We start from the raw sequence: 20,660 nt of genomic DNA on the forward strand, positions 1-20,660 counted from the left end.
CAACTAGTTCCCCCCGAACAGTGGGCAGGAAGGTTATCACCGTGGCCGGAGAAGTCACCGATGGTGACGAGAGATGGCACCTGAAACATTCGCGGAGATAGAGGGCATCGGAATGGAGCGCGAGGAGGTCGACACGTTCCTTCGTGAACAGGGCGTGGGCGTGCTTTCGCTCACTGACGGTCAAGAAGCCTACGGTGTCCCGGTCTCATTCGGCTACGACGGGGAGGATAGTCTCTACTTCGTGTTCCTGCGTATTGGCGAGCAGAGTAAAAAGGAGCAATTTGCCGAACAGACCGAGCGTGCGAGTCTCACCGTCTACAATGTGGACTCGAAGCACGTTTGGACGAGCGTCATTGTCTCCGGGTCGCTCCATCAGATTCCTGACCGAGAGTGGAATGAACTTGAGACAGCGATCGAGGATAATGCGTGGTATCCGAGCCTCTTCTCCGAGGCCGAACCAATGCGAGATATTCAGGGCTGGGAGCTCCGGATGGATGACGTGACGGGCCAGCAGAGCGAGGGCTAGCAATCTAGTCTCCTATCGATGGTGTTCGATCAGTCATCGTCTTCTGGTGTGTAGTCCTCGTCGCCAAGGACGCGGCGGGCGATCGGTTGATCGGGCAGGTATTCCACGTCAGTAGCGGTCTCGGAGTGGCGGAGTTTGGCGAATACATCGTAAGCGAACACAGTACTCGTTCTTCTTCGCGCGTTGCTCCTTGAGCGTCTGTCGCCATCTCGATTCCATGTCCGTATACTCGCGGTCAATGCACTAGCTCTTTGGGGCGGCTTCGTATCGGGGGAGAAACCCGACTGAAAGTAAGATCCTCAGGCCAATCGGCAACGTCGTGAAACCGTATTAGATGAGCAGTTGGATATCCGCATCGGCCATGTCTTGGAGTGCCGTAGCGGCACCAACGCCGGTGGTAACCCCATCGTGGAAGTCGTCTTCGTCGTACTCCATCAGGTCGATCGTCATCTGGCAAGCCTGCAGTTCAACGCCCATCTCTAACGAAGTTTCGAGCAGCTCCTCGATGGTGGCGGTGTCGTTGTCCCGAATCCGCTTTTCCATCATCTTGGTCGTCACGCGATCCATGCCAGGAAGGGCGCCGATCGCGTTCGGCACGGGCATACTGGGATTGCCGACCGAGCTCAGCTTGAGGTTCTTCGAGCGTTCCTCGTGGAGGATATCGAGCCCCCAGAAAGTGTGGAAGACCGTGACTTCCCAGCCGAAGGCGGCGGCCGTACTCGCGAGGATGAGCGGCGGGTAGGCCATGTCGAGAGTGCCCTTGGTCGCGATAATCGACATCTTCTTCGGGGCGTCATCGCTCTCGGCACGGAGGTCAGCGAGCTCTGACTCGAGCTCCTCGATACGGGTCTCTAGCGCTGCCACATCGGTGTCGGAAGCGGCATCAGCCGACGTTGAAGGCGTATCCGTACTCATAGTCAGAAGCTGAACACCTGATCTGCGTCGTCGACTTCTTCGAGGAACGTCGCTGCTCCTGCGAACTTGGTAGTCACCGATTCGTCCATCGCGTCCTGTTCCCACTCCAGCATGTCGAGCGTCGTAGTGCAGGCGACCGTCGAAACCAGGTCGTCACCGTCAGTCACGAACTGGTCAAGCAAATCGTATGGATTCGGCATCCCCGCTTCGAGGAGCGGCTCGATCTCAGACAGATCTTTCTCGCCTTCCATCAAGTGCGTCAATCCATCGAAAGTGAAGTAGGTGATGACCTCGATGTTGGACGCAAGTGCAGTATGGCCGAGATTCATGGCCATTGCGAGGCTTTTCGGGTTATCGTTGGAAACGATGATTCCTATTTTGTCCATTGTTTTACTCCGTCTTTCGAACGTAGTGCGTGTACACGTCGTCGCCCTCTTTTTGGTCGATGAGTTCGACACCGTCTGTGGTCTCGGCCCAGCCGGCAATGTCACTCATGCTTCCGGGATCCGTTGCGAGCACTTTGAGGACATTGTTTGTCGTGAGTTGATCGATAGTCTGCTTGGTTTTGACCACCGGCATCGGGCAATTCTGTCCTTTGACGTCGAGAGTTTGGGTGATTTCGTACTCGGTCATGGTATTGACTTCACTGCCCAATATTAGTGCCACGAGTAAAAGTGTGTTGGTAGTGGTTCAATAGTTCCACACAACTACTTTCGCATTTCATAGTGAAAATGGGGTCTAACCAGATATTAAGCGCTTATCCTGGCTATTGTATTGTGTGCTTCTCGGACTACTATGCAAAGTCTTATTGGGGACGCACGAATACGTATGGGTGACGATGACTGATGAATCCACCCCGAACACTGAGAAACCGGTCGAATCGATCACGCCTGATGAATTGAAAAAACGCATTGACAGTGGCGAGGACGTGTTCCTTCTCGACGCACGCGCTGAAAGTGAGTTCGAAGAGTGGCACATTGACGGGGAGAACGTCGAAATCGTGAACTACCCCTATTTCGAGTTACTAGATGGGATTCCAGAGGAACTCCACACCGAGCTCCCTAACGATCAGAAAATCACCGCCCTCTGTGCGAAGGGTGGCTCGAGCGAGATGGTTGCTGAGAACCTCGAGGACGAGGGTTACGATGTCAACCATCTAGATCGCGGAATGAAAGGCTGGGCGCGTCTCTACGAGTACGCTGAACTGGACGTCGATGTCGACGCGACGATCGCGCAGTATCAGCGGCCATCGAGTGGCTGTCTGGCATACCTCGTCGTCTCGGACGGCGAAGCTGCGCTCATCGACCCACTTCGGGCGTTCACCTCCGAGTACGTGCAGGACCTCCGCACACTCGGTGCTGACCTCACCTATGCACTCGATACACACATCCATGCGGACCACATCTCCGGTATCCGGATGCTTGTCGAACAAACTGACGCGACGGCAGTCCTCCCAAAACTTGCCGCCGACCGTGGTGTCGAGTACGATCTGCCGTACTCGACCGTCGAAAACGGTGACACGCTCACCGTCGGTGACGTGGAGATCGAGGTCATCCACACGCCCGGCCACACGACAGGGATGACCGCCTACAAAGTCGGAAATATGTTGTTCACCGGCGATGGGCTTTTCACCGAAAGCGTTGCCCGACCGGATCTCGAAGACCCTGAAGCCGCGAAGAACGCTGCACAGACGCTCTACGAGACGCTTCAGGAGAGGATCCTGGCCCTCCCCGACGACACGATTATTGCTCCTGCACACTTCAGCGACTCCGCGACGCCGAACGACGATGGCACGTACACGGCCACGCTCGGCGAGCTGAAGGCGTCGATGGCCGCGCTCTCGATGGAGAAAGACGCATTCGTCGAGTTCATCGTCTCGGACATGCCACCTCGCCCTGCGAACTACGAAGAAATCATCGCGACCAACCTTGGTCAGCAGTCGCCCGATGACGAGAAGGCGTTCGAACTCGAGCTTGGTCCGAACAATTGTGCAGCAAGTGGGGAGGCGCTCACGAACTAAGATGACTATGCATATTCCATTGATTGCGGTCAATGAGTTCTTCCCGCGAGGAATCCTGCCGTATCTCCTCGGCGGATTGCTCGTCGGCCTTGGAGCGGCGGTTATCTACCTCGCGACGGGGATCATCGCAGGTGCGAGCACGTTCCTTGAGTCGACGCTGTCGTACGTTTCTGACGTTCCTCGGTTCAACCGCTTCACGTACGTCCGCTCACGCGACTGGCGGCTCGTGTTCACCGCGGGAATCGTCAGCGGCGCAGCTGTCTACGGACTTGTGTTGAATCCCGGTATCTGGACGACTGATGTCCAGTGGTGGCGACTGCTTGGCGGTGGCTTCCTCGTCGGTGTCGGCACTCGCCTCGGGAAAGGGTGCACGTCCGGCCATGGCGTCTGTGGCGTTGGCTCGCTCTCGAATACGTCGCTGGTGAACGTCGGGACGTTCCTTGTCGTTGCCATCGGAACTGCTCAACTCGTCCAGGCGCTCGGGGTGGTACCGTGAGCGATGCTAAACGTAGTCCGTGGTTCCTCCCCTTCATCTACGCCGGTGGACTAATCTTCGGCTTCGGCCTGGCCATCAGCGGGATGGCTCGTCCAGAGGTCGTTCTTGACTTCCTCCAATTCGAAGATTTCGGCCTACTGTTCGTGATGGGGGCTGCGGCAGTCGTGACGGGGATTACCTTCACCGTCGCGACGCGGTTCCTCGACCGTGCACCGCTGACCGCACGCGATTACACGCGTCGGATCAAAGAGTTCGATCGCAACGTCGTTATTGGTGGAACGATCTTCGGCGTTGGCTGGGGGCTCTCCGGTATCTGTCCGGGGGCTGCCTACGCGAGCGTCGGAATTGGTAACTACCCGATTCTATGGGCCATCGTGGGGATGTTCCTCGGTGCGTACGCCCAAGGATACTGGCGGGAAGCCAGAACATCGGAACCCGCAGACGCAGTGGCCGCGGACGACTGATTTTTCTGGTTATCGAGTACAGAGAAGACAAGTTTCCGAATGGCTATCGGAAACACAGTGCCTGTTCCTGTTTGTTGGAGACTGGAGTTTAATCGTTGGAAATACAACTGAGAAAGAGGATGACTCGTTCTCTCGAAAAACGAGTCTTTTCTTCTAATCTCAGTGGTTCACTGCATCATCTCCCTGAATCTGTGCGCTTCGAGCTATAACCTATGTATAACACATACGACGCCATCTATCCGTTACCGAAATATAGTATTGTGTAATTCACCCAAAACCGTTTTCAACCTAGGTACCTAATCAGGTATTGTGAGAGATAGTATGTATTGTACAATAGCATGCGAGACAACAACGGTGAGCTAAGATGTTCGGAATTGAATCGCTCGGAGGATCAGCACAGGCGGCGGCTACTGTGGGGGCCGTCCTCGCTGAGGCCATCACTCTCTACATTGGGTACGGTGCGCTGGCAGGCGTCGTCGGCTCGAACGTCCTCGAAGCACTCGAAGGTGAGTAGTCATGGCGGTACTCGGAATGGGCCTCGTGACGATTTTCATATTCGTCGGATTCGGCCTGCTAATCGGCACTCTCTTCGGGTTCTTCGGGATGGGTGGATCGTTCCTCGTAACGCCGGCGCTGTTGGTGATGGGCTATCCCGCGAAAGTGGCGGTCGGAAGTGGGCTTGCGTTCGTCTTCGGGACGAGCGTCATCGGTGCGCTCAGACACCGTGATCACGGTCAGGTTGACTACAAGCTCGCAGCACTCATGACGGTGGCCATGACGCTCGGTATCGAGGGCGGCAAAGGTGTCGTCCTCTTCCTCGAGGAAACGGGAATGGCTGATTTAATCATCAGCGTCGCATACGTTGGGCTGTTGGCCATAGTGGGGTTATTCACGCTACGTGACGCTCGCTCTCAAAGTGACGAAGCGGCGGGCGTCGACCTCTCTGAAAGAGTCCAGTCGATAGAAATCCCGCCGATGGTGACGCTCCAGGGTGACGTCCGCGTCTCGGGCGTCATCGTCTTCGCCGTCGGACTCGTCGTTGGTGTCTTGTCTGGCTTCCTCGGCGTCGGCGGTGGGTTCTTGTTGATGCCTGGAATGATGTACGGCCTCGGCGTTCCTGCGGCGGTCGCTGTGGGAACTGATATCCTCCAGATCACGATTTCCGGCGCCTATGGTGCATTCGCGTACGCGCAGGCCGACGCCGTCGCGCTTCCGGTGGTCGCTTCGCTGCTCATTGGAAGTGCACTCGGAGCACGTATCGGCGCCGGAGCCACGAAACTCGTCGACGATGACGAGATCAAAGGGTATTTTGCGGCGATGTTACTGGCCGGGAGTATCGCGGTCGCTGCAAAGAAGCTCAGCACCGCCTACGGAATTGAACTGCTCAACACGGTGAGTATCGTGCTCATCTTCGGGGCGGCATTTCTCGTCAGCGGGGCCGTAGTACTTGCGGCCGTCTGTCGACTTCGAGAGGAGCGCACTGAATCTTTGTGCCGCCTGACAACGTCGTAGACGAGCGCGGTATTGTGAGAATCTTGCAAATCATTTTTAACTGTTGAGACCCTATGATTCGATACAATGGCAGATTCGATGAGCGAGTATCTCAAGACAGACATGGAGTGCGAAGGCCTCTTAGAGTGTATGCACGGCCTGAAAAATCTCGACAAAGAGACCTTCAAACTTCTTGCAGAAAGTGCTGAACCGCTGACGGTCGACGAGATCGCGGAACGTATCGATCGCGAACGATCGACCGCGTACCGATCTATCCAGCGATTGATCCAGGCGGGGTTCGTTCAAAAAGAACAGGTAAACTACGAGCAGGGCGGCTACTACCACGTCTACTACCCGACGAGTCCAGGCGAGATCGCGGGCGACATGCAGCGGATGCTCAATGACTGGTACGCGAAGATGGGCCAACTCATCCAAGAGTTCGAAGACAAGTACGACCATACCCAACAGGCGACGGCCGTCCAACAGTAACGACTGTGAACAGCGAATCTGTTACACCCTAGGCGTATCTCGAGAAAGACAGAGAATAACTCATTACACGGTTTCGAGGAGAAAGCCCACGACTGAAGATGTGGGCGATGCCAAAACCGCGCTCTATTTACTCTCGGTCGCCACACAGAACACATCTAGCAAGACCGATGTTCTTGTAGATACTCTCGGACAACAGTTGAGTACCCTCGGATTGGAACCAGAGCGACTGTCGATCCGGCGAAGCCGAACATCCTCTCGAGCATAGTATTGTACCCATTGTGCAAAACACATAAGAGTGCTTGGCACCAACACAAGATGTGATGAGCAATGACCGATCTATCGAGGAGATTCGTGAACAGAAAATGAAGGAACTACAGGAGGGTAGCGAAAACGAGAGCAATAACGGCACTCCGACGGAGCCAGTCTACATCGATGGACAATCAGAGTTGACCGAAACTTTCGGGACCCACAAAGTAGTCCTGGTGGACTTCTACGCAGATTGGTGTGGGCCGTGCCAAATGCTCGAACCTGTCGTCAAGGATGTCGCCGCCGAAACCGATGCGGCAGTCGCCAAGGTCGACGTTGATACCAACCAGCGTCTCGCTAGGGAGTATGGTGTCCAGGGCGTTCCCACGTTGATCCTGTTCGCCGATGGTGAACCAGTGGAACGGCTCGTCGGTGTGCAGAGCAAAGAGGCGCTCATCGACGTTGTCGGACAGTACAGCTAGCCTTCGCTTGCGTTCGAATTCACTCGTAGAACCGAGTACGACTGATAAGAATCACTGAATCATGACTGACTCAATCGAACACAGAGACCTCATCATCGCTGGAACAGGTATCGCAGGCCTCACTGCGGCGATCTACGCTGGTCGGGCGAACAACGACACGCTGGTACTCGAAGGAACAGAGCCGGGCGGACAATTGACGCTTACGACGGACGTTGCGAACTATCCTGGCTTCCCGGACGGGATCTCTGGCCCAGATCTACTCCAGCAGATGAAAGAACAGGCCACGCAGTTTGGCGCTGAAATAGACCACGGTATTATTGCTACTGTCGACGATTCAACGCGGCCGTTCCGCGTCGAACTTCAAAACGGGGACGACTATACCACCGATTCGTTCATCGCAGCGAGTGGTGCCAGCGCCCGTACTCTAGAGATTCCCGGCGAGAGCGGACTGATGGGGTACGGTGTCTCGACGTGTGCGACCTGTGACGGTGCGTTCTTCCGCGGTGAGGATATGCTGATTGTCGGCGGCGGGGACGCTGCAATGGAAGAAGCAAACTTCCTCACGAAATTCGCTGATACGGTCTACATTGCCCATCGGCGTGAGGAATTTCGGGCAGAGGACTACTGGATCGACCGAATCAATGAGAAGGTCGAAGAGGGCGATATTGAGATCATGAAGAACACCGAAGTAATCGAGATCGATGGTTCGCCCGAAGAGGGTGTTGACCATGTGACGTTGGTGCGCCATCCAGAGGGCTATCCGAAACAAAAACTAGAAAACCCAGCGGAGGCCGACGAAGTTGAAGAGTTTGATTTCGATGTCGGTGCCGTCTTCCTCGCCATTGGTCACACGCCCAACACGGACTACCTGAAAGAAACAGATGTTGAACTCGACCAAGATGGTTACATCAAAACAGCAGGTGGTCGTGGTGCTGGCCAAACCGAGACGGATGCCCTCGGTATCTTCGGCGCAGGGGATGTCGTCGATTACTACTACCAGCAAGCAGTCACCGCTGCTGGTATGGGTAGCAAGGCAGCCATTGATGCCGATGAGTACCTTGAGGAACTCGATCGTACAACCGAAGGCTCGTAAGAAGGCCACAGTTAGTGTGGAATAAAAAGGCGAGCATGTATCCGCATCTGGAGGCAGCCGGTTACGGACTGTCGAGCGCAAATCCACGCCCTTCAGGGCGGAGAGGATGTTTTGACTACGCTACGGCCGGATTCGACACTTTCGTGGGTCACCTGCTCAGGCAAGGAACGCCAGCAGGAGAACGATGCCGCCAACTCGGAGCAGATCGCCATGGAAGGGCATCGCCACCAATGCGCCGGCGAAGCCGAGGAATCTCAGCAGGCCAGCACCACACCTAGCGCACCCAGATGCGACCACCCCAGTAATACACCAAGTAAATCCGAGAGTAAACAGGAAAATGGATAATAGTGCGTGGTATTGACAATATGGAAAAAACTCTTACTACGATGGGCAACTGAACAGGATAACCGAAGTAATGACCTCAACTGATGACCTAAGTACCAAAGTCATTGAGAAAGTCGCGGCCTGTGAGGATGTCGACCCAGTTGAGCTAGAAACACCGCTCTACGAGGTTATCAATCCAGATGCGCTTGACACACTCTTCAAAACACCGAGTGTCGTGAAATTCACGTACTGCGGGTACACCATTGTCGCTGAATGGCCTAGCTCAGTGCAAGTACACAAGGAAAGTGGTGAGGCGGAGAGTACGACCTCACAGGCAGACGAATCGCCAGTCGATTGAAAGCGAACTGCGGAAATCGGCGCAAAGCTCCACTATTACTGCTGCATCCACGGATGTCAAACGATACGCTCCGCAACGGACTTTTCCATCCGGAGCGTTACTGGACTTCTGGTTACGGATTCTGGAGATGGGGACCCAGTCGCCGACCCAGATGAAGCCGAAATTAGCATTCTCTTGACCTTGCTTGCCAAGGGCCGTCGCCGTCTTGTCATCGACTGCCTAAATCAGCACACTCCTGCACTTTCGATGGCGGACTTAGCTAAGGAAGTCACTGTGCGGGAGCATGATTCCACAACGACTGAGACGCTACGTCGACAGTCAACCAAAGATTCGCTCATGCACGTCCTATATATTACCTGGCATTCTTTCGCGGGCCGGAAGTTCAAAATCTCGCTTGTATTAGCAACCCACCCATCGGCGGGACGGTAGTATGGCAACAAGCACTATAGACATCGTAGCGAATGTGTATTGTGAGGTGTTTCCAATGGTGAACCAGATAACTGCTCACCAGTTAGCGGACAAACTCGACAGCAATGAGGCATTCACACTTATCGATACCCGACCCGAGGACAGCTACGAAGCTTGGCACGTCACCGGTGCGGAGAATGTCCCCTTCGACCCAAAGGAGGGGATATCCGACGACGATCTCGACCGGGTTAACGCGCTTGCCGACGACCGGCCAGTCGTCACGATGTGCGGAAAGGGACTGACCTCAACACCCTTCGCCTTCGAACTCGATGAGCGTGGGTATGACGACGTGGCCGTCGTCAAGGGTGGAATGGAAGACTGGAGCAAGGTGTATGAAGTTGTCCCGATTAACACGAAAGATGATGATCTCGTCATGCTCCAACTCCAGCGTCGTGCAAAAGGGTGCCTCGGCTATCTCGTCGGCTCAAAGAGTAGTGGGGAAGCAGCGGTGATCGACGTCACTCGTCAGACGAACGAATTCAAAGTGGCCGCCGAAGAACGCGGTCTGACGATCACACACGCCCTCGATACTCACATTCACGCCGACCACATCTCCGGTAGTCCTCGACTTGCGGATGCGCTAGACGTCCCATATCACCTCGGCGAGCAGGCGCGCGAGCGCGATGTCGAATATGAGTACGAACCGCTCGAAGATGGGGATGTCATCGAAATCGGGAACGTCGAAATTGAAGCATTGCATGCACCGGGGCATACATCCGAGATGATAAACTATGTCGTCAATGACGAAGCCGTATTGACCGGTGATACACTCTTCGTCGATTCTGTGGGCCGAACCGAACTCCAGTTCGGTGACGCTGACGCAACTCGTGGGGCAGAATTGCTCTATGACACCCTCCACGATACTTTACTCGAGTTGCCCGACGACCTTCGAGTGCTCCCAGGACACGTTACCGTGACTGCGGATGGTCGATATGAAAACGGAGCACCTGGAGAGCTGATCAACAGGCAGTTAGGTGATCTGGCGCATCATCTCGACGTTCTCCAACTCGAAAAGGAGGAATTTGTCGAACGACTGACCGAGAACGCACCGGAAAAGCCACCGAACTACGAAACGGTTATCGACATCAATACTGGCAAAGAGACGATCGAAGACGAGAAGGAAGCAACGGAACTCGAACTCGGTCCGAACAACTGTGCAGCGTAATACGATTAGGAGCCTAGTCCTCCGCTATAAATCCTCTTTTCCATTATATCCCAAGCGATCATTTGTGGGAGTAGCTATCGAACCCATTGCCCCCTTGTTTGCTTTCACAGAGAAAGCTCTCCAATCAACAGGCTGAGCAGGCCGAATGCCTCGGTGCGTTACCCCGACAATTAACAGAAATACTAGGCGGATGCCATGGGGCTTAACCCCAAGGCAGTTGATGGCTGCGATCGATATCCTTCCTATGAGTACGTTCGTGGTCGTCGGCGGTGACGCCGCCGGTATGTCAGCCGCGAGTAAAGCGAAACGGGATGATCCAGATTTAGATGTTATCGTTTTCGAACAGGGCTCCTGGGTTTCGTATGGTGCCTGTGGCTTACCATATTATATTAAAGGAGAAATTCGATCGTTAGACGACCTCGTTTCCGTGACACCAGAGGAGTTCCGTAAGGAGCGGGATATCGATCTTCGAACGGGCCACGAAGTGGTTGATATTAATCCCGACGAACGTGTCGTCACTGCTCACGGTACTACCGGTGAGGTCGTTCAGAAATACGATGACTTGCTCATTGCGGTCGGAGCCGAAGCCATTCTCCCGTCTATTGATGGAATCGATCACGAAGGGGTATACACTCTCGATTCGATGACTGATGGGAAAGAGCTGCGTGAGTACGTAGCCCGGGCACGATCAGATGGTAACTTACAACAACCCGACAGAGGTCCTGCTTGCCAATATCTTGAGACGTGTAACGGACCAATCGGCATCGTCGGCGGCGGCTACATTGGCATCGAGATGGCTGAAGCGCTTGCAGCAAACGACTTCGAAGTACACCTCTTTCAACGGAGTGATCGCATACTGAAGACATTTAGTGAGGCAACGAGCGAAATAATTGCTGAACATCTCGCGGAACAGGATGTAGCAGTCCATCTAAATTCGGACGTTAAAGCACTCGCCGGCGACGATAGAGTTGAAGCAGTGGTAACCAGCGATACCCACGTTCCAGTCGAAATGGTTCTTCTCGGAACGGGTGTAAGACCTCGAACGAAATTGGCTGAAGATGCGGGAATAAAACTTGGTGAGACGGGGGCCATCGCGACCGACTCGTATCGAGAGACAAACCAACCGAATGTGTACGCAGCAGGAGACTGCGCTGAGGTCAAGCATGTCATCACCAATAAAGCAGTCTACGTTCCACTGGCACTGACTGCGAATCGACACGGTCGGGCAGTCGGACAAACCGTGGCTGGTACCCCTACCGAAGGCGGTGGCGTTGCAGGGACAGCAGCAATCAAGGCCTTCGACGTCGAGGCAGCCCGAACTGGGATTATCGACCACAGGAAAGCCTCCGATGCGGGATTTGACCCAGTCACAGAGACGATCGACGCCAAATCCCGAGCTGGCTATTATCCAGAAGGGGGAACAGTACGGGTGACGCTCACTGCTGACCGTGAGTCTGAACGCATCCTCGGCGGATGCCTCGTATCGGAATACGGAGAGGGTGCTGTCCACCGCAGCCACGCTCTCGTCGCTGCAGTGACCGAGAGGGTAACCGTCGATGAGCTATCCAATTACGATCTCGCCTATGCACCGCCGTTTAACACGACCTGGGATCCGGTGTTGACCGCGGCGAAGGTGTTGGGTGGCCATCTTTAACCAAAGTATTTCGCGAGAGTCCATCAATCGGGATACTATCACTGATAAGTCGATTATGTGTCGCTCCGCCAATGAAGTCAGTACTACTTACTAGTTTTACCGACAGGTAGCTCGTATCCTTTGGCTCGCCTTGAACAATGGCTACTCCAATCAACCGCGAGGATTCACGCAGAACGTTTGTGAAAGCGAATATGGTTGTCGATCTTCCCATTCGAGAGATCCACCGCAGTTGGCCGTTTCCGAATGACGATCTCCCAGATGAAGTTATCCCAGCGATCCTCTTGGAACATGAGCCCGACGATCCCATTACCGTGTTATATTTCGACAATGTGCGCGATCCAGCAACCGGCGAGATCTCCGACGAAGTAGATTATTTGCTCGATGAACTCGGCGGCTATACGGAAGTTTCACGATCGGGAACCGGACTCAATACCTTTATGTCGAGGGCACTCCCCGGAGACCGGAGCATGGTTCAGTTTCCCTTTCGCGCCCAGGGAAATGTTGAGTACTATGACTCGGCTCGCTTTGTTGCCCCAACGTGGCAACATGTCGAAGGAACGCCGATAGATGCAATCTCGGCTGCCGAAAACACGATAGAGTCATTGCTGGCAACGTATCCACAAATCGATAAGGGGTGCTCCGGCTTGCTAGTGGCTATTGGAGGAGTCATTCGCGAGTAATCCGATAGAGACAGAGGGAAAGCGGTTTGCACATGATGGGACTACGGTAAGCTATGGCGGCTGCGTGGGCACAGTGGGGTCATGTGACGAAAATTGACCCAGATAAAGCACTGCATGATGGCGATACCTACGCAGCAATCGCTGAGACGGGAACAGATGCACTCATTCTCGGTGGCACCACGAACGTCACAGAATCTAGTGTTCAGTCGATTCTTGCTGCACTTACTCCGGCTGAGATCCCGATCTTCGTCGAGCCGACCTATCGCCCAACTCTATTCCATCGTGAGGGACTCGCTGGCTACCTCGTTCCGATTGTCTTGAATGCCGATGACCCATTGTGGATCACAGGAGCACACCACGAATGGGTTCGCTCATCCGATCCTGACTGGAACTACGTACAGTCGGAAGCGTACATTGTTCTGAATCCAGCGTCGTCAGTGGCGACGTACACGCAGGCCAACTGTGACTTGGATGTCGATGACGTCGTTGCGTATGCTGAACTCGCCGAACAGATCCTTGGCCAGGAAATCGTTTATCTCGAGTATTCCGGCACCCTCGGCGATCCAGCTGTTGTTGCTGCGGCGCGAGATGCCCTTTCGTCAGCGCGACTTTTCTATGGTGGCGGAATTCACGACTACGATTCGGCCTTCGAGATGGCGAGTGTCGCTGACACGGTCATTGTTGGTAATGTACTTCATGAGGCTGGGATCGAGGCAGTCGCGGCAACCGTTCGCGGAGCAAAGGATGCTCATCACGAGTCATAACCGTGCTCCTCTGTGGTCCCGAGGAACGAGTGAGATGATCGAAAGTGTGAGCTCGCAATTAGTCGTTCAGAGGTTAGTATAATATACTAACGTAGGCGGCCTACTGTATATCGGCGTTCAAACAGACTACCTTAACGGCAACAAAATTGCGTGAATCCGAAATTTTAGAGCTGAGTGAATTGGTCGGTGTTTACTGGGAAGATGCTGCGACCATAGAGTTTGATCAAATACGCGGCGAGGAACCACGAGAGGATTACCATCCAACCACCGACATACTTCGAGACATCAAGGAAATACAGGGCGATAGCGCCAGTTGTCCCGAGAACCAGTATCTGAATGAGACTCCCGACGAGAAGGAGTTTGCCAATCCCGACGAGTACCGCGACGTGTCGGTGAAGTGTGTCTCGTGCAGTTTCATTTGGTGCCTCGATCGAGAGCGGAGGGATTCGCACGATCTTATCCCCCATTTTCCTCGTTAGCAAGCGGATCACTGACTAACTCGTACAAGGCTGTTTTCGCATGGATGTTCTCGAGGTACCCGGCAGCAGCGAGTATTCCGAGTCGGGTGTGGACGTATTGGCGCGAGCGACCGGTTTCGTCGACGATATACGATTGGGTTGCCCGCCCATCACGGAGTAGTTCGAGAATTTCTTTGTCGACATCGGTGAGAGAGACCATTCGATTAGAATTGTGTGGGAGCATATAGAACAGCCCTAGACCATGACATAAATAGATTACGCACACACTGGCTTCGTTCGGTGTATACGGCATCTCACTGTGTGCGTAAGGTATTTATCTAGCCTTCTAGATGTGGTAGTGAGTACAATGGATAAACAAAAGCCGAAATCGGATGAGAGAACCATCTCTGACCGATTTCACCGATTGACAGACGATTCGACTCAGAAATATTACGCACTGAAGCGCTTGATGGTCGAGAAGTGTGAAGCGATTCTCACTCGATTCATTCGTCGCAGCGTCGGGATCGTCGCCACAACCGCGGCGTTTTCAGTGCCAGTGGCAGCTCAAGCCACTCAAGAAGCAAGCGACGTGATGTGTGCGTCCGGACTTGGCCCCGTCATTACGCTCGCGTTCGGGATGATCACGATCGGGATGTTTCTGCTCGCAGCATTCCGGGGTGCAATGGCCTGGCTGAAGATGGGGAGTGCCCGGTCGGACAAGAAGAAAGAGGGACGTGACGCGGCTCGTGGAGCGGTGATCACGTTTTGTGGTGCGTGGTTCTTCCCGCTCTTCGCCGTCGTGCTCGACAAGGCTGGCGTAAGCACGCTCTCATGCGTGAATTTTGCGAATATAATGTGAGTCTCTCAAGTTCCCTTTCTGACTATGTTATCGAAGAGACGCACCGAATGGCTGTCAGCGCTCCTTCTCGTCGTACTAGTCGCGTCGCTCGCTGCTCCAGTCGCAGCACAATCAGCCAGTGTAAACAACTCGACGATGTCCCAGAACCACTGGATTGGTGCTTCCGGCGATGGCCAGACGACGACACCAACGAATAATTCGACGAGCGGCGAAAGCAGTGGCAACAGCGTTGGTCTCCTTGGTGGTGGACTCGTCCCATCGATCAACTCAGTCGAGATGGCGAAGGGGCAACTCAGAGCCATCGCTGGGATTTTCCTGGGTATCGGGAAGGGCATCCCGAATATGGTTCGCGATAGCGTTGCTGCCGTACCCGCTCCCGGTCAACCGGACAAGCCGAATACGTGGGTCAATCCTCAAAATGGCTTGTGGCCTGGTGTGTACAAAGCCTCGGCGTGGACAGCCGGTCTCGCGAGCGTCGTGTTGATGGCGGCCTTCGGGATGTCGTTCTATCGGTCGGATCCGTACGAGAAGCGCCAAGCATGGAAGCATGTCGGAATCGCGCTTGTCATGGTCGCCACGACCTGGATTATCCCGCCCCTCTTGCTCCATCTGGCGAACGAGACCGCGATGTCAGTCGCCCCTAATGGCGCTGAGTTCATTCAGACGAATGCAAAGCTCGCGAAACTCAGTGTGGGAATTGGTCTTGGTGTCCTCCTCGGCTTTCTTCAATCGGGCACAATCGCGGTCGGGCTTCTCATCCTCGGCCTCGAGCGAGCGCTCATCTACGTGTGCGTGTTTCTATGGCCGCTCTCCTGGGCCTGTCGTGCGTATTCGGGGTTCTTGAAGAGCATTGGTGACACCTTTGTCTACCTCTTCGGCGTCGTGATCGTCACGAAGCTCTTCCAAGCACTCGTCCTTCGGTTGCTCGCCGATTTGCCCTGGACGTCAGGCGCACTCGGCGTGTTGGAGACGTTCACCCTCGTCGTTGGCGGGCTCGTCTTCGCCTTGCTCGTTCTCCCAAAGGAGATGCTAGCACACGCGAACGACGCGGCCTCGATCGCCCTCGGTACCTCAGCAGCGAATCAGCGCAAGGCGGGCAAGTATGTGGACAAAGCTGGCGAGCGTGTCGGGCACGAAGTCCACGAGAAGTACCAAGACTACCAGAGCGACGGTTCCAGTTGGGAACAATCGGCCAATTCGACGTTTAGCACCGGCACGCCGGCGACTGAGGACACCGTGAACTACCGATCGGTGAACAATGCGTTGAACGCGGACGGCGGTATCGACGCTCAAGACGTTCGGGAAGAGCAAGAACGCGCTGACTATGAGTTGAATCAGGGCCGTGAGATACTGCAACGCTACGACTGATCCCCTGTTTCGGTTCACGCCGACGCCCCAGTGCAAGGCTGGGAACGGGCCTCACCTATGACAGACAACGAAGAAGCACCGAAAGATCCGAGTCAGCTCGTCCCTCCGTACGTCGATTCCGGGCTCAACTATCACGGGTTCAAAGTGAACGACCTGCTCTACGGCACGCCTGGTGCTGGTATCGTCGGTGCCAGCGGTCTTGCTACACTATTCGGAGCCCCGCTTGGCCCATCATTAGTGGGTGCTGGTGTCGGCGTGCTTGGTGGGATAGGTGGAATTGGACTGGCCGTCTCATCAGGCGAGTACTCGACGGGACTCGACCGCATCAAAACCCCGCTCGCCTACGCGAAGGCTAAACGTGGCTTCCCAAAGTCCGGCGATGAAGCGGCGACTGTCCACGGCGTGAAACGGATCCATGCCGACGGTACTGCTGAGATGGACGACGGACGACTCGTCGCGATGTCGCAGATTTCTGGTCGAAATACGACAATGCAAGAGACAAGTGACGCCCGCGAGATGATTGGCCGGATCCGTGGCGAACTCGATCAACACGTGACCGATTTCAATTTCCGCCTGTTCAGCACGGCGCTGGAGATTGACCCTCGCGATGTCACCGAGAAGTATCGGGCGAAACTCTATTCGTCGGAGTACGCTGGCGAAGAGTGGAAGCTAGCGCGAGAGCTCCTTCGGAGCGTTATCATGTGGACCGAGAACACCGACTTTCCGCGGTTCCACGCTCGCGAGTGGCAGCACTATCTCGTCGTTGAAGTTCGCCCAGACGAGGTGTCGGTACCGGACATGACCGATGAAGGCGAGATTCGATCGCTGCTATTCGGCGATGATGATGAGCAGTGGGACGGCAAACGCCGACGAATGCAACGAGAAGTGAAGAGCCGACTCTCTCGGCTCTCCCGTGCATTTGGGAGTACCGATGGGTGTGACACCACGCGAGTCGGACCTGCTGAGCATGCGCTGCTCCTGGGCCGATATTGGAGCGGGACAGAGCATTCCTTCGATGCCGACAGTGTGACGAAGGACGTCGATGCAGCAGTGTGGCCACATAGCGCCGAGGACGGCGACAGTCCACGTCCTGAAGCCGTGGATGCGACCGACACACCATCGACAGGAGTAGCGGACGTTGCGACGGTCGAAGCGGCAACAGACGGCGACACTATCTCGCAACCAGTCGCAACGAACACGCATGTTGACGAGGACGTCAACGAAGAAACGTCGTTCCTCGCACGAGTCCGTGAAGGACTCCTCGCGCCACTCGCCAGCGACGAAGACGAGACAAACGGACTGGCCTACGATCGGGTACAGGAACTCCTCGCGCCACAAACGTTCGACGCTCGCGATGGCTACGTTCGGACAGGCCAGCAGTACTGTCGGACCTACTGGATCGCCGATTGGCCGGTTGAACCCCGAGAGAAGTTTCTTGAGGAGATCTACACCATTCGGGGCGTGGACGTCGATGTGTGTTTAGACGTTCGAGCACAGGACAAGCGGGCGACCGAACTCGAATTGAAAGACACAATTGGGGAAATCGATGCGAACATCGACGAGCGCAAAGACGTGAGCGATGTCTCGGCGATTCTCGTCGAGGATGACCTTGACCCGTACGTGAAGATGTACAAACTCCTCCACCACACGCAAGCCCAACCGTGGGATTTGAGCGGCTACGTGACGGTTCGGGCTGGCACCCGGCAGGCGTTGGATGAAGCCGAGGAGCGTATCGAGGAGGGCCTAGCGAGTGAAGACGAACTAACGCTGGATATTGCCAAACACCGAGCGCTCGAAAGCGCCTGCGAGAAAGTGACCGGTACGCTCGAGAGTGCTCCCGCTCATCTAACGGTGCTGGCACCAGAACAGCGACAAGCCGAACTCTTCGAATCCTGTTCACCGAACAGTCGGGACGCGTTCGCCGACGTCTCGACGCGCGAACGCTATTCGCTGACGCTGTCGGGGACGATTGCAGCGGCCTTCCCGCCGGTATCCGCGTACATCGACCAGGAGAACGGCGTCGAGCAGGGCCGGAACGTGCAGAACGGAAGCGAGATCATCAAAAACCAGTTCTCGGTTGCGCCGGGCCATCGCCTCACGATCGGGAGTTCCGGTAGCGGAAAATCCTATCACGTCGGCAAGCAAGCGACGCGGTGGTATCTGGCTAGCGAGGATCGCACGCTCATCTTGTGCGATACGATGGGCGAGTTCGGTGGTCTCGTCAAACTCATGAACGGCCAGCATATCACGGTTGATGGCTCACAGACAATCAACCCGCTTCACATTGAGGAGACGCCGGAGGATGTGCTTCGAGCGTCGGGGAACCTGGATCCGTACGATATGAAGTTCACCGAAGCGCGGAATTTCATTCTCGATATGATCGGCGACACGAATGGGGACTTTGCTCCGCTCGTCTCCGATGCACTGAACGCCACCTACGAACAGGCGGGAATACTGAAAAACGACGTCTCGACACACAAACCGGAGAACAGCCCGACAATGGCCAACTTCCAGGCTATCGTCAATGACATGGGTGAAAATCCGGGTGACTACGTCGATTCGGAGCTCGAGAAGGCGCAAATCAAAGAGAACGCCGGTCCACTTCTCCGACGGCTCAGTGGCTTCAAAGAGGGTGGCGAACACGACGCTCTTGTGGGTGAGTCAGAGGCCCACATTCGCCCGGGTCGGGTGTCGTATCTCGACCTTCAGCAGATTCAGGGGCTTGGGGCGGCGGCAGACAAAGCAACGATGCTCCAGTTGATGCTCGGGCAGGTCTATCAGACGGTAAAACGAGCGCCCGGTGAGACCCTGTTCGTGGTCGACGAGGCGCACTATCTCTTCCAATCGAAAGAGATTCTGGCGTGGCTTCAACAGTCGGCCCGCCACTGGCGGCACTTTAACGCCGGACTGTGGTTCCTCTCACACCGACCGGGTGACTTCGCGAGCGCTGACGACACGGATACGCAGGAATACAAACGCGCTATCTTGAGCCAGATTCCGACGACAGAGTTTTTCTACACGGACAAGCTGGAAGAGCAAGACGCAAAAGAGCGCTTTGGGATGAACGACGAGCAACTGCAGTTCATCACCCAGCACGCTAAACGCGGTGAGCAGGGACTCGGGTACACCGACTATCTCGTCGATTATGCGGACGTCGAGGGGTGGATGCACGCTCAAGTGAGGGCCTCACCGTTCGAGGATATCGTCTATAGCTACAAAGCTAGCGAGCACGGCCCTTTCGAGGAGTATATCGAGGACGAATGGGGTGAGATCTGATGGGGCTGTTCGGCAGTGACGAGACGAAGGGGAGCTACACTGCGACGCAACTTGACGAGTCGTACACCCAAACCGTGGACGAAACATCGGGTGTCCTGCTCGGGATTCGCCCCTACAAAGACAACCAGGGCATCGTCGATGGTGCAGCGATGCTTCAGTCACTCCACGACGTTCGGACGAAAGGGCTTCGGAACACGAACATTAGCCAGCACCACACCTTCGAATTGTGGTTCGACGAGGAGAAGCTCAAATTCTACATGCACGCTGCCGACGAGAATGCCGCGGATAAATTTCGTCGACGAGTCGCAAACAGCTACTCGAATACCCAGGTATTCCGAGTGGAGGGCGGCGACGCATTCCCACAGATCCGTCCTGATGACTATGTCGCGGGTGCTGAGCTTGACTTGAACCGCCACTACTACTATCCGATTCGCAACCACCAGGGCGACGGCTTCGAGCGCGATCCATACGGTGAAGTGACGAGCGAGATGCTCTCGACACTGGAGACGCGCGTTGTTGTGCAAGTCGTCTTCAAACCCGCGAAAAACGATTGGACGGAAGGCGACGGTGGGCCCTTTTCTCGAGGTGAGAGTGTAGACGATGTCGCCGAAGGGCTTCGGTCGGACCGAGTCGTTGGGTGGCTGAATCCCCGCACTCGTGACGCCAGTAAGAAAGACCGCGAAGCGGCGGACGTCGTCGAAATGCAGCGCGGACAGTATGGATTTCACACCAACCTGCGGATTCTCGCCGTTTCACCGGACAAGTACGAGGCTGAATCACGCGCTCGAGGCGTCGCGGGAATGTTCACTCGCTACTACAACACGATGACTGAGCAGGGGTTTACCGACGAGCCCATTCCCGCTGACGAGCGTGGCGCGTTCATCGAGAAACTGCACGCTCGAGAATGGGAGGACCGTGAAATGATTCTCTCAGTGAGTGAGCTCGCTGGCGCTGCACATATCCCGAACAAGGAGATCGAGACGCCGAAAATTGACTGGCGCTACTCCCAACGCGGCGGCGAAGTGCCAGCTGACAGTCAGCGAAGTGAATAACAGCGATGGCGC

General features: G+C 55.4%; 24 protein-coding genes. 19 read left to right on the forward strand and 5 right to left on the reverse strand.

All coding sequences use genetic code 11. The annotated features are described in order from the left end of the window. The first annotated feature begins 73 nt into the window (after positions 1 to 73). Complete coding sequence (locus LIX00_RS16475) at positions 74 to 526, forward strand: pyridoxamine 5'-phosphate oxidase family protein (protein ID WP_227356070.1); 453 nt, start codon at positions 74 to 76, stop codon at positions 524 to 526. A gap of 330 nt (positions 527 to 856) precedes the next feature. On the opposite strand, the gene LIX00_RS16480 is transcribed toward LIX00_RS16475, so the two are convergent. Genes LIX00_RS16480 through LIX00_RS16490 form a run of 3 tightly spaced genes read right to left on the reverse strand, consistent with a single transcriptional unit; the run spans position 857 to position 2,074 of the window. Then, complete coding sequence (locus LIX00_RS16480; protein WP_227356071.1) at positions 857 to 1,441, reverse strand: DsrE/DsrF/DrsH-like family protein; 585 nt, start codon at positions 1,439 to 1,441, stop codon at positions 857 to 859. 2 nt (positions 1,442 to 1,443) lie between these two features. Beyond that, the gene (locus LIX00_RS16485; protein ID WP_227356072.1) at positions 1,444 to 1,827 is read right to left on the reverse strand and encodes a DsrE family protein; all 384 of its coding nucleotides are present in this window, start codon (positions 1,825 to 1,827) and stop codon (positions 1,444 to 1,446) included. A 4-nt stretch (positions 1,828 to 1,831) separates the two neighbouring features. Then, positions 1,832 to 2,074: a sulfurtransferase TusA family protein gene (locus tag LIX00_RS16490; protein ID WP_227356073.1), complete on the reverse strand. Its 243-nt coding sequence runs from the start codon at positions 2,072 to 2,074 to the stop codon at positions 1,832 to 1,834. A gap of 205 nt (positions 2,075 to 2,279) precedes the next feature. On the opposite strand from LIX00_RS16490, the gene LIX00_RS16495 reads away from it, so the two are divergent. The 14 genes from LIX00_RS16495 (at position 2,280) to LIX00_RS16555 (ending at position 13,635) form a co-directional block, all read left to right on the forward strand. After that, positions 2,280 to 3,461 (forward strand): MBL fold metallo-hydrolase, encoded by a 1,182-nt coding sequence (locus LIX00_RS16495; RefSeq protein ID WP_227356074.1) that lies wholly within the window; start codon positions 2,280 to 2,282, stop codon positions 3,459 to 3,461. Position 3,462: 1 nt separating this feature from the next. Continuing rightward, complete coding sequence (locus LIX00_RS16500; RefSeq protein WP_227356075.1) at positions 3,463 to 3,957, forward strand: YeeE/YedE family protein; 495 nt, start codon at positions 3,463 to 3,465, stop codon at positions 3,955 to 3,957. After that, positions 3,954 to 4,421 carry a YeeE/YedE family protein gene (locus tag LIX00_RS16505; protein WP_227356076.1) on the forward strand — a complete coding sequence of 156 codons (468 nt, stop codon included), beginning with the start codon at positions 3,954 to 3,956 and terminating at the stop codon, positions 4,419 to 4,421. Before LIX00_RS16500 ends, LIX00_RS16505 begins: the two co-directional genes overlap by 4 nt. Positions 4,422 to 4,785: 364 nt before the next feature. Then, positions 4,786 to 4,935 (forward strand): DUF7512 family protein, encoded by a 150-nt coding sequence (locus LIX00_RS16510; RefSeq protein ID WP_227356077.1) that lies wholly within the window; start codon positions 4,786 to 4,788, stop codon positions 4,933 to 4,935. Between the two features lie 2 nt (positions 4,936 to 4,937). Next, positions 4,938 to 5,933: a sulfite exporter TauE/SafE family protein gene (locus tag LIX00_RS16515; protein WP_438267089.1), complete on the forward strand. Its 996-nt coding sequence runs from the start codon at positions 4,938 to 4,940 to the stop codon at positions 5,931 to 5,933. 66 nt (positions 5,934 to 5,999) lie between these two features. After that, on the forward strand, positions 6,000 to 6,401 hold the full coding sequence (locus tag LIX00_RS16520) for a helix-turn-helix domain-containing protein (protein WP_227356078.1): 402 nt from the start codon (positions 6,000 to 6,002) through the stop codon (positions 6,399 to 6,401). A 320-nt stretch (positions 6,402 to 6,721) separates the two neighbouring features. Beyond that, a complete protein-coding gene (gene trxA / locus LIX00_RS16525; protein WP_227356079.1) occupies positions 6,722 to 7,129 on the forward strand; it encodes a thioredoxin in 408 nt (135 codons plus the stop codon). A gap of 61 nt (positions 7,130 to 7,190) precedes the next feature. Then, positions 7,191 to 8,222, forward strand: coding sequence for an NAD(P)/FAD-dependent oxidoreductase (locus tag LIX00_RS16530; RefSeq protein ID WP_227356080.1), 1,032 nt, complete (start codon positions 7,191 to 7,193; stop codon positions 8,220 to 8,222). A gap of 415 nt (positions 8,223 to 8,637) precedes the next feature. Beyond that, entirely contained in the window at positions 8,638 to 8,904 is a 267-nt protein-coding gene (locus LIX00_RS16535; protein WP_227356081.1) for a HalOD1 output domain-containing protein, read from the forward strand. A gap of 180 nt (positions 8,905 to 9,084) precedes the next feature. After that, the gene (locus LIX00_RS26330) at positions 9,085 to 9,333 is read left to right on the forward strand and encodes a DUF7344 domain-containing protein (protein ID WP_438267094.1); all 249 of its coding nucleotides are present in this window, start codon (positions 9,085 to 9,087) and stop codon (positions 9,331 to 9,333) included. Between the two features lie 55 nt (positions 9,334 to 9,388). Beyond that, the gene (locus LIX00_RS16540; protein WP_227356164.1) at positions 9,389 to 10,537 is read left to right on the forward strand and encodes an MBL fold metallo-hydrolase; all 1,149 of its coding nucleotides are present in this window, start codon (positions 9,389 to 9,391) and stop codon (positions 10,535 to 10,537) included. Positions 10,538 to 10,781: 244 nt separating this feature from the next. Then, entirely contained in the window at positions 10,782 to 12,191 is a 1,410-nt protein-coding gene (locus tag LIX00_RS16545; protein ID WP_227356082.1) for an FAD-dependent oxidoreductase, read from the forward strand. A gap of 137 nt (positions 12,192 to 12,328) precedes the next feature. Further along, entirely contained in the window at positions 12,329 to 12,871 is a 543-nt protein-coding gene (locus tag LIX00_RS16550) for a hypothetical protein (RefSeq protein ID WP_227356083.1), read from the forward strand. A gap of 53 nt (positions 12,872 to 12,924) precedes the next feature. Next, complete coding sequence (locus LIX00_RS16555; protein ID WP_227356084.1) at positions 12,925 to 13,635, forward strand: phosphoglycerol geranylgeranyltransferase; 711 nt, start codon at positions 12,925 to 12,927, stop codon at positions 13,633 to 13,635. 164 nt (positions 13,636 to 13,799) lie between these two features. On the opposite strand, the gene LIX00_RS16560 is transcribed toward LIX00_RS16555, so the two are convergent. Together LIX00_RS16560 and LIX00_RS16565 are read right to left on the reverse strand one after the other, a co-directional pair. Then, positions 13,800 to 14,102: a hypothetical protein gene (locus LIX00_RS16560; RefSeq protein WP_227356085.1), complete on the reverse strand. Its 303-nt coding sequence runs from the start codon at positions 14,100 to 14,102 to the stop codon at positions 13,800 to 13,802. Beyond that, positions 14,092 to 14,406, reverse strand: coding sequence for a helix-turn-helix transcriptional regulator (locus tag LIX00_RS16565; RefSeq protein WP_368410768.1), 315 nt, complete (start codon positions 14,404 to 14,406; stop codon positions 14,092 to 14,094). The genes LIX00_RS16560 and LIX00_RS16565 overlap by 11 nt, the downstream gene beginning before the upstream one ends. Positions 14,407 to 14,460: 54 nt before the next feature. Here LIX00_RS16565 and LIX00_RS16570 point away from each other — a divergent pair, with 54 nt between their 5' ends. The 4 genes from LIX00_RS16570 (at position 14,461) to LIX00_RS16585 (ending at position 20,648) form a co-directional block, all read left to right on the forward strand. Next, on the forward strand, positions 14,461 to 14,952 hold the full coding sequence (locus tag LIX00_RS16570) for a hypothetical protein (protein ID WP_227356087.1): 492 nt from the start codon (positions 14,461 to 14,463) through the stop codon (positions 14,950 to 14,952). A 135-nt stretch (positions 14,953 to 15,087) separates the two neighbouring features. Next, complete coding sequence (locus LIX00_RS16575; protein WP_227356088.1) at positions 15,088 to 16,320, forward strand: TrbL/VirB6 family protein; 1,233 nt, start codon at positions 15,088 to 15,090, stop codon at positions 16,318 to 16,320. Positions 16,321 to 16,377: 57 nt separating this feature from the next. Beyond that, positions 16,378 to 19,596 (forward strand): VirB4 family type IV secretion system protein, encoded by a 3,219-nt coding sequence (locus LIX00_RS16580; protein ID WP_227356089.1) that lies wholly within the window; start codon positions 16,378 to 16,380, stop codon positions 19,594 to 19,596. Beyond that, a complete protein-coding gene (locus LIX00_RS16585) occupies positions 19,596 to 20,648 on the forward strand; it encodes a DUF8128 domain-containing protein (RefSeq protein WP_227356090.1) in 1,053 nt (350 codons plus the stop codon). The genes LIX00_RS16580 and LIX00_RS16585 overlap by 1 nt, the downstream gene beginning before the upstream one ends. Positions 20,649 to 20,660 lie beyond the last annotated feature (12 nt).

This window comes from Haladaptatus salinisoli (genome assembly GCF_020614375.1).
Classification (GTDB): domain Archaea; phylum Halobacteriota; class Halobacteria; order Halobacteriales; family Haladaptataceae; genus Haladaptatus; species Haladaptatus salinisoli.

Excerpts from the sequence above, each read along its gene's own strand:
- LIX00_RS16580 (WP_227356089.1), top strand. The coding sequence starts at position 16,378 with ATGACAGACAACGAAGAAGCACCGAAAGATCCGAGTCAGCTCGTCCCT.
- LIX00_RS16565 (WP_368410768.1), bottom strand. The coding sequence starts at position 14,406 with ATGCCGTATACACCGAACGAAGCCAGTGTGTGCGTAATCTATTTATGT.
- LIX00_RS16540 (WP_227356164.1), top strand. The coding sequence starts at position 9,389 with ATGGTGAACCAGATAACTGCTCACCAGTTAGCGGACAAACTCGACAGC.
- LIX00_RS16495 (WP_227356074.1), top strand. The coding sequence starts at position 2,280 with ATGACTGATGAATCCACCCCGAACACTGAGAAACCGGTCGAATCGATC.
- LIX00_RS16515 (WP_438267089.1), top strand. The coding sequence starts at position 4,938 with ATGGCGGTACTCGGAATGGGCCTCGTGACGATTTTCATATTCGTCGGA.
- trxA (WP_227356079.1), top strand. The coding sequence starts at position 6,722 with ATGAGCAATGACCGATCTATCGAGGAGATTCGTGAACAGAAAATGAAG.
- LIX00_RS16480 (WP_227356071.1), bottom strand. The coding sequence starts at position 1,441 with ATGAGTACGGATACGCCTTCAACGTCGGCTGATGCCGCTTCCGACACC.
- LIX00_RS16555 (WP_227356084.1), top strand. The coding sequence starts at position 12,925 with ATGGCGGCTGCGTGGGCACAGTGGGGTCATGTGACGAAAATTGACCCA.
- LIX00_RS16485 (WP_227356072.1), bottom strand. The coding sequence starts at position 1,827 with ATGGACAAAATAGGAATCATCGTTTCCAACGATAACCCGAAAAGCCTC.
- LIX00_RS16550 (WP_227356083.1), top strand. The coding sequence starts at position 12,329 with ATGGCTACTCCAATCAACCGCGAGGATTCACGCAGAACGTTTGTGAAA.
- LIX00_RS16475 (WP_227356070.1), top strand. The coding sequence starts at position 74 with ATGGCACCTGAAACATTCGCGGAGATAGAGGGCATCGGAATGGAGCGC.
- LIX00_RS16585 (WP_227356090.1), top strand. The coding sequence starts at position 19,596 with ATGGGGCTGTTCGGCAGTGACGAGACGAAGGGGAGCTACACTGCGACG.
- LIX00_RS16545 (WP_227356082.1), top strand. The coding sequence starts at position 10,782 with ATGAGTACGTTCGTGGTCGTCGGCGGTGACGCCGCCGGTATGTCAGCC.
- LIX00_RS16520 (WP_227356078.1), top strand. The coding sequence starts at position 6,000 with ATGGCAGATTCGATGAGCGAGTATCTCAAGACAGACATGGAGTGCGAA.
- LIX00_RS16500 (WP_227356075.1), top strand. The coding sequence starts at position 3,463 with ATGACTATGCATATTCCATTGATTGCGGTCAATGAGTTCTTCCCGCGA.
- LIX00_RS16575 (WP_227356088.1), top strand. The coding sequence starts at position 15,088 with ATGTCCCAGAACCACTGGATTGGTGCTTCCGGCGATGGCCAGACGACG.
- LIX00_RS16560 (WP_227356085.1), bottom strand. The coding sequence starts at position 14,102 with ATGGGGGATAAGATCGTGCGAATCCCTCCGCTCTCGATCGAGGCACCA.
- LIX00_RS16510 (WP_227356077.1), top strand. The coding sequence starts at position 4,786 with ATGTTCGGAATTGAATCGCTCGGAGGATCAGCACAGGCGGCGGCTACT.
- LIX00_RS16535 (WP_227356081.1), top strand. The coding sequence starts at position 8,638 with ATGACCTCAACTGATGACCTAAGTACCAAAGTCATTGAGAAAGTCGCG.
- LIX00_RS16490 (WP_227356073.1), bottom strand. The coding sequence starts at position 2,074 with ATGACCGAGTACGAAATCACCCAAACTCTCGACGTCAAAGGACAGAAT.
- LIX00_RS16570 (WP_227356087.1), top strand. The coding sequence starts at position 14,461 with ATGGATAAACAAAAGCCGAAATCGGATGAGAGAACCATCTCTGACCGA.
- LIX00_RS16530 (WP_227356080.1), top strand. The coding sequence starts at position 7,191 with ATGACTGACTCAATCGAACACAGAGACCTCATCATCGCTGGAACAGGT.